The sequence below is a fragment of the Ligilactobacillus acidipiscis DSM 15836 genome (genome assembly GCF_001435755.1).
Taxonomy (GTDB): Bacteria; Bacillota; Bacilli; order Lactobacillales; family Lactobacillaceae; genus Ligilactobacillus; species Ligilactobacillus acidipiscis.
In genome coordinates this window covers 1-6,695 of sequence record NZ_AZFI01000117.1, presented here as the reverse complement: position 1 = coordinate 6,695, position 6,695 = coordinate 1, and the positions used below count along the sequence as shown (strand labels likewise).

Here is a 6,695-nt window from a genome sequence, read left to right as displayed (position 1 = left end):
TTCATCAGTACCACTTGATAAAGAACCAAAACCTTGACCCGGCCCTGGTTGCTTTCATGTTAATAATTGACTTGATGCAATTGATCATTGCATATTTTCATCATTTAAAAAGGTATCTAAGACATCTTCGACCATTTGCCATTCATCATCATCATCGATTTCAATTAAATCAATGTCTCCATCTTCTGCTCCTGATGCATTAGGATCATATGAAAAGGCAAGTACATCGACTTGCTCTTCTGGCTCTGAGTCAGCTGGAACTAAGAGAATATATGACTTCCCATAATCTTCAGAATCAAAGGTAAACAAGATCTCATATTCAGTCTCATTACCGTCATCATCAACTAAAGTAATTTTATTGTCAGCGTTATTTTGTTCTTCACTCATCAAGAACGCCCCATTTCTTAGAGATTTTGTAGTAGCTTTCCATGACGATCCAAGTAGTTTTGTAAAATTAGACTGGCCGCCAACTTATCGATCACTTTTTTTCGCTTTTTTCTTGAGGTATCGGCTTGCTCGACCAACATCCTCTCAGCCTCGACCGTCGTCAAACGTTCATCCTGATAATCAATTGGAAGACCAAATTTTTCTTTCAAACGCTCGCCGTATGCCTGACTAGCTTCAACACGCGGTCCAAGCGTATTGTTCATATTTTTTGGCAGACCGAGTACAAAGGCTGTTACTTCGTACTTGGCAACTAACTGTGCAACTCGTTCCAGTCCAAACTGTTCCTGGTCTTCATCGATCCTAATGATCTCCACGCCCTGAGCTGTCCAGCCTAACTGATCGCTAACTGCCACGCCCACTGTTTTCGAGCCGACATCTAGGCCCATAATTCGTGACACTAGTGCTGATCCCCCTTATTTAAATATGAACGCACTAACTCTTCGACAATTTCGTCACGTTCATGTTTACGGATTAAATTTCGCGCATCATTTAATCGTGGAATGTAGGCAGGGTCACCTGACAATAAGTATCCAACGATTTGATTTATAGGATTGTAGCCCTTCTCTTCCAATGAACGATAGACCGTTTCAAGGGTATCATGTACATCTTTAGGGCCATTGTCATCAAAATTAAAGTATCTCGTTTCATCCAACGAACTCATTTTCCTGCACCTCCGCGTTAACAGTTACTCTTGTTACAATCTTACTAAAACATAGAGGTTGTAACAATGGAATGTGCAACTTGTAATCAAGACGTAATCATTTAGAGATAGAAATGAAATCTTATTAGTTACATATTTTTAGTTATTTTCCTGATTTTCAAGCCATTGAACACCTTGTTTCAAGGCATCTGAAATTCCAGCTGGTTTCTTCCCGCCTGCTTGCGCAAGATCAGGACGACCACCGCCGCCACCCCCAACAAGAGGTGCAATTTTCTTGATCAGATCACCAGCCTTAAGGCCTTCCTTCACACAAGCCGTTGACATGGCTGTCAATAAATTGACTTTGCCATCGTCCGTTTGTGTAGCCAAAATAAGAACATCGGAAATTTTCTTTGCCTTCCACTGATCAGCCAGCTGGCGTAACTGGTTCATGCCGGAGACATTAACTTGTTCAGCCACGATTGAGTGTTTCCCAACAATTTGGACATTTCCCCAAACATTGGCGGCTTGTTGACTGGCAAATCTATCCTCTAAACTTTGAACTTTATTTTCTAATTGTTTAACTTTTTCCAATAAACTTTCAACTTTAACCGGAACATCCTTTGTTTTAGCAATCTTCAAATCAATCGCAGCCGTTTGCAACAAGTTGTTTTGACCCTCGAGATATTCGAAAGCTTCACGCGCAGTAACTGCTTCGATCCGACGTGTTCCTGCGCCGATCCCAGACTCAGAAATTATCTTAAATAATCCGATCTCACTTGTATTGTCAACGTGATTTCCTCCACAAAATTCACGTGAATAATCACCAGCAGAAACAACACGAACAACGTCCCCATATTTTTCGGAGAATAAGGCGATTGCCCCCATTTTTTTAGCTGATTCAATATCAGTTACTGTTGTTGTCACCGCTATATTTGCCCAAATTTTTTCATTCACGATCTGTTCGACCTGCGTTAATTGTTCTGGTGTCACATTGCCCATGTTGGTGAAATCAAAGCGTAGATATGTCGGTTCAACTAACGAACCAGCTTGATGAGCATGTTCACCTAAAACATCGCGTAAAGCCTGATCCAATAAGTGAGTTGCCGTGTGATTCTTTTTGATCTTATTGTGCCGTTTAACGTCGACTTCTAGCTGGTACTCCTCACCAGAAACCATAGTGGATTTAACTTCAACAGTGTGCAAATTTTGTCCGTTTGGTGCATGTTGTACATCAGTGACCTCAGCAACAACATTGCCGAGACAATCCTTGATCACACCTGTATCTGCAACCTGTCCACCCATTTCAGCATAAAAAGGAGTTTGCGAAAAGATCATCCGTGCCCGTCCGTCTGCAATTTTATCGAGGATCTTATCTTTAACGATAATATCTTTCAAAACACCAGCAGCGGCTAATGTATCATAACCGACATATTCACTGGGTGTTTTAATATCTGTTAACAAAGCATCCTGCACACCCATAGACTTAGCATCACTTCTTGCGGCACGTGCTCGATCTTTTTGAGCTTTCATTTCTTTTTCAAAACCAGCATGATCAACTTTCAGGCCATTATCGTCGGCATACTCTTCGGTCAATTCAACAGGAAAACCATAGGTATCGTATAACTTAAAGACTGGTTTACCGGCAATAGTATCTTGACCATTTTGTTTAGTTGCTTGAATCAAGTTGTCCATCAATTCCATACCATCTTTTAATGTCACATTAAAACGATTTTCCTCATCGCGGACTACTTTTCCAATGTAATCTGCCTGATCTAAAACTTCCGGATAAGCAGATTTCATGATTTCGCCAACTACAGGAACCAGTTTATACAAGAAAGCATTTTCGATCCCTAATTTTCTACCGTGCATAACGGCTCTTCTGATCAAGCGGCGGATAACATAGCCCCGACCGTCATTACTTGGCAAGGCCCCATCACCGATTGCAAATGTGATGGCCCGGATATGATCAGCGATGACTTTAAATGAAACATCTGTTGCTTTATCCTGTCCGTACTGGTAACCATTTGAAAAATCAGCAGTTTTTTGAATGAGTGGCATAAATAGATCAGTTTCAAAGTTAGTTTTAGCATTCTGGAAAACTGATACCAAACGTTCCAAACCCATACCCGTATCAATGTTTTTATGTGGCAATGGTTCATAGGTATTATCAGGCTTGTGATTAAATTCAGAAAATACGATATTCCAAATTTCAAGGTAGCGTTCATTTTCACCGCCAGGATAACTTTCCGGATCATCTTCCGCTAAATTATTCATTTCCTGACCACGATCATAAAAAATCTCTGAGTCCGGGCCAGAAGGTCCTTGTCCAATATCCCAAAAGTTGTCTTCTGCTTCGAAGATATGTGTCGGGGCAACACCGACTTTTTCCAAGATTTTTTTAGAATCTTGGTCTTTGGGATAAACTGTGATATACAATTTTTCTGGATCCATACCGTACCAGTCAGGGCTGGTCAAAAGTTCCCAAGCCCAAGTAATTGCTTCTTTTTTAAAGTAGTCGCCAACAGAAAAGTTGCCCAACATCTCAAATAACGTATGATGTCGTGCGGTATGACCCACGTTTTCAATATCGTTAGTCCTAATAGATTTTTGAGAGCTGGTCAACCGATGGTTTTTGGGAACAACTGAACCATCAAAATACTTTTTCATTGTTGCAACACCTGAGTTGATCCATAACAAAGTTGGATCATCCTGAGGTACAAGCGGAGCACTCTTTAAAACATCGTGTCCCTTGCTTTTAAAAAAGTCTAAATACATTTGCCGGATCTGTGCACTAGATAATTTTTTCATAAATAAATTCCCTTCCATAATTACCAAAACGCTAACTGGAACTTAGTCGTTTGGCAAGCTGACAAACGCATTGCAAGATAATTATTGTGCCGCTCATTTAAACTGCCCCAACACTAAAAACCATTATAATAAACAAATTTTTACAAAAAACATCGTTGCGAACAAGGACGCCTAATGCGCGGTACCACCTTGCTTGCAACGATGTTCATCGTTTACCTCTTTGTGCTTTTATCAGCTATTATTTAAGTTTTATCGTGGGTAGCATTAATCAGTTTCACGTAGGTCCTCTCAGCAAACAGACCCTCTCTTAAACGGAGCTCCAGAAAAATATGTCCCAAAACCATTTACAATTTAAAAGTATAGTTATTTCTAACGAAAAAGTCAATAAAGTTAACCATGAAACATAAAAACCGTCACTTTCACATGCCGCAATAAATGGTAAGCTGAAAGCCAATACTAACGCTTATTTTTTCTCCGTTGAGCACGCTGTTCGATTCGACGTTTTTGCTGTTCATCTTTCTTGATCGCCTTTTTGATCCGCTTCTTATAGCCAGGCTTATGCTTAGTTTTCTCTTTTTTAGCCATTCCTCGTAAGGAAGGATCCATCGGATCATGGCGTTTCTTGCGCTTGGTTCGACGTTCGCGATCGTATGAATCAACGATCTCACCATCTTTAATAGCCTTGGGACTAAATTTGATCCCCATATCTTCAAGTTCAGAAACTTTTTGATCATCATCTGGACCATACAAAGTGATTGCTGTACCAGACATATTATTCCGACCTGTCCGACCAACCCGATGAATAAAGAACTCCAGATCATTGGGAATATCATCATTGATAACATGAGAGACACCTTCAATGTCTATTCCCCGTGCTGCCAGATCCGTTGCGACTACAAACTGGTAGTCTAAATTGTGGATCTTTTTCATGACTCGTTTTCTTTCCCGCGGTTGTAATCCACCATGGATCTTAGCCACCTCTAACCCACATTTACGCAAATATTCAGTCAGTTCGTCAACTCTTTCTTTGGTGTTAGCAAAAACCAAAACTAAATATGGCTCACCAATTGTCAATAATTTGTAGATCAATTGGTTGCGGTCTCTGCCCTTGGTCGAAAGCAGCCAATTATCAACCGTGGGACTAATGACTGCGCGATTTTCGACGACCTCTATTACTGGATTGCTCATATATTTTCTTAAAAACGGTTCTAATTTAACCGGGATCGTTGCTGAAAAGACCATCATCTGTAACTTTTCAGGCAATGCCGAAGCAATAGCATCGGTTTCTTTTAAGAACCCCATGTCTAATGTCATATCTGCTTCGTCAACAACAAAATATTTGACTGCATGGATGTCTAATTCATGAGTATTGATCATGTCTAAAACGCGTCCAGGAGTACCGATCACGATTTGAGGCTGATGATTTTCCAGTTTAGCCGTCTGTCTTTTCTTGTCAGTACCGCCAACATAATTAACTACTGAGATTTTTTGTTCAGACTGTGCCGCAATTTGCTTAGCTGCATCATAGATTTGATATGCTAATTCCCGGCTAGGAGTCGTGATAACAGCCTGAACTTCGTGTTCTTGCACATCTAACTTATTAAAGATCGGTAGCAAAAAAGCATGCGTCTTGCCACTACCAGTCTGCGCTTGTCCAACAACACTTTTACCATGCATGATAGGAGGTAAAAGTCTTTTTTGCACCTCGGTCGGTTCAGTAAAGTTCAACTTTTCAAGTGCCTGCTGCACAAAAGGTTTAAAGTTGTAATCTGTAAATCTATTTGTCATTATCTTCTCCTATATCGCCAGCTGCGATTTGGTCTAACTTGTCTACAAATTCTTTGATCGAAGAATCATCCTTGATCATTGCGCCACTGGCCAATGGATGTCCTCCGCCGCCATATTCTTTAGCTAATTCATTGATGATCGGCTTTTTAGAACGGATCCTTAAACGATAAGAACCATCTTTTTGCTGCACAAAAATCGTCCAGCATTTGACAGTAGAAACCTTTCCCAGTAAGGGAACGATGCCTGCAGTTCCGGCATCTCCCAGTTCAAATTTTTCTAAAATATCCGTAGTCAACACAATATAAGCCGCATTATGTTCAGTGATCTGCATATTTTCCCAAACATACGCGGAAAGCCGAGCAACTGCTGGTGCGATATCGTCTAACTGACGATTGATCTCAGCAGCGTCAAAACCAGTCTCCATTAACCCAGCAGCGACCCGCATCGTGTGTGGTGTTGTTGCATCATACATGAAACGACCGGTATCACCAACGATCCCCGCATATAACATCCGAGCTGCTTTTTTTGAAAGCTGCATTTTGCCATGAGAAGCTTCTGTAAGATCATAAACCAATTCAGAAGTGCTGGATGCACCAGGAACTACCCAACTGAGATCACCGAAAGCATCATCGTTTGGGTGATGATCGATCTTGATCAGCATTTTCCCCTTTGTATAACGGCTGTCATCAACGCGCGGCGTGTTGGCGGTATCGACCACGATCACCAACGCCTTTTCATATTCTTTGTCTTCAATTTCTTGTTCTTCAGCTATCCAAGCCAATCCATTAGCTTTAGATCCGACCTGGAACACTTTCTTATCTGGAAAGCTTTCTCTGATAATTGTAGCCAAACCGCACTGTGAGCCGATCGCATCCGGATCTGGCCGCTGATGGCGGTGAATAATGATCATTTCATACTTTTCAATTTGCTCAATTATCTTTTCTTGAATCGACATAAAAAACTCCTTATAATTTTTAATTTCTTGAAATGTCAAATTAAGTTAGAAATA

At 40.8% G+C, this 6,695-nt stretch carries 6 protein-coding genes; all 6 read right to left on the bottom strand.

Annotated features, from left to right (window positions below):
- Positions 1–84 precede the first annotated feature (84 nt).
- On the bottom strand, positions 85–387 hold the full coding sequence (locus tag FC65_RS07855) for a DUF1292 domain-containing protein (RefSeq protein WP_056972193.1): 303 nt from the start codon (positions 385–387) through the stop codon (positions 85–87).
- A gap of 17 nt (positions 388–404) precedes the next feature.
- The gene (gene ruvX / locus FC65_RS07850) at positions 405–845 is read right to left on the bottom strand and encodes a Holliday junction resolvase RuvX (RefSeq protein ID WP_056972191.1); all 441 of its coding nucleotides are present in this window, start codon (positions 843–845) and stop codon (positions 405–407) included.
- A complete protein-coding gene (locus FC65_RS07845; RefSeq protein ID WP_010499097.1) occupies positions 845–1,108 on the bottom strand; it encodes an IreB family regulatory phosphoprotein in 264 nt (87 codons plus the stop codon). The genes ruvX and FC65_RS07845 overlap by 1 nt, the downstream gene beginning before the upstream one ends.
- A 138-nt stretch (positions 1,109–1,246) precedes the next feature.
- Positions 1,247–3,898, bottom strand: coding sequence for an alanine--tRNA ligase (gene alaS / locus FC65_RS07840; RefSeq protein ID WP_056972189.1), 2,652 nt, complete (start codon positions 3,896–3,898; stop codon positions 1,247–1,249).
- A gap of 456 nt (positions 3,899–4,354) precedes the next feature.
- Positions 4,355–5,686 carry a DEAD/DEAH box helicase gene (locus FC65_RS07835; protein WP_010499084.1) on the bottom strand — a complete coding sequence of 444 codons (1,332 nt, stop codon included), beginning with the start codon at positions 5,684–5,686 and terminating at the stop codon, positions 4,355–4,357.
- Entirely contained in the window at positions 5,676–6,641 is a 966-nt protein-coding gene (locus FC65_RS07830) for a DHH family phosphoesterase (protein WP_056972188.1), read from the bottom strand. Before FC65_RS07830 ends, FC65_RS07835 begins: the two co-directional genes overlap by 11 nt.
- Between the last annotated feature and the right edge of the window lie 54 nt (positions 6,642–6,695).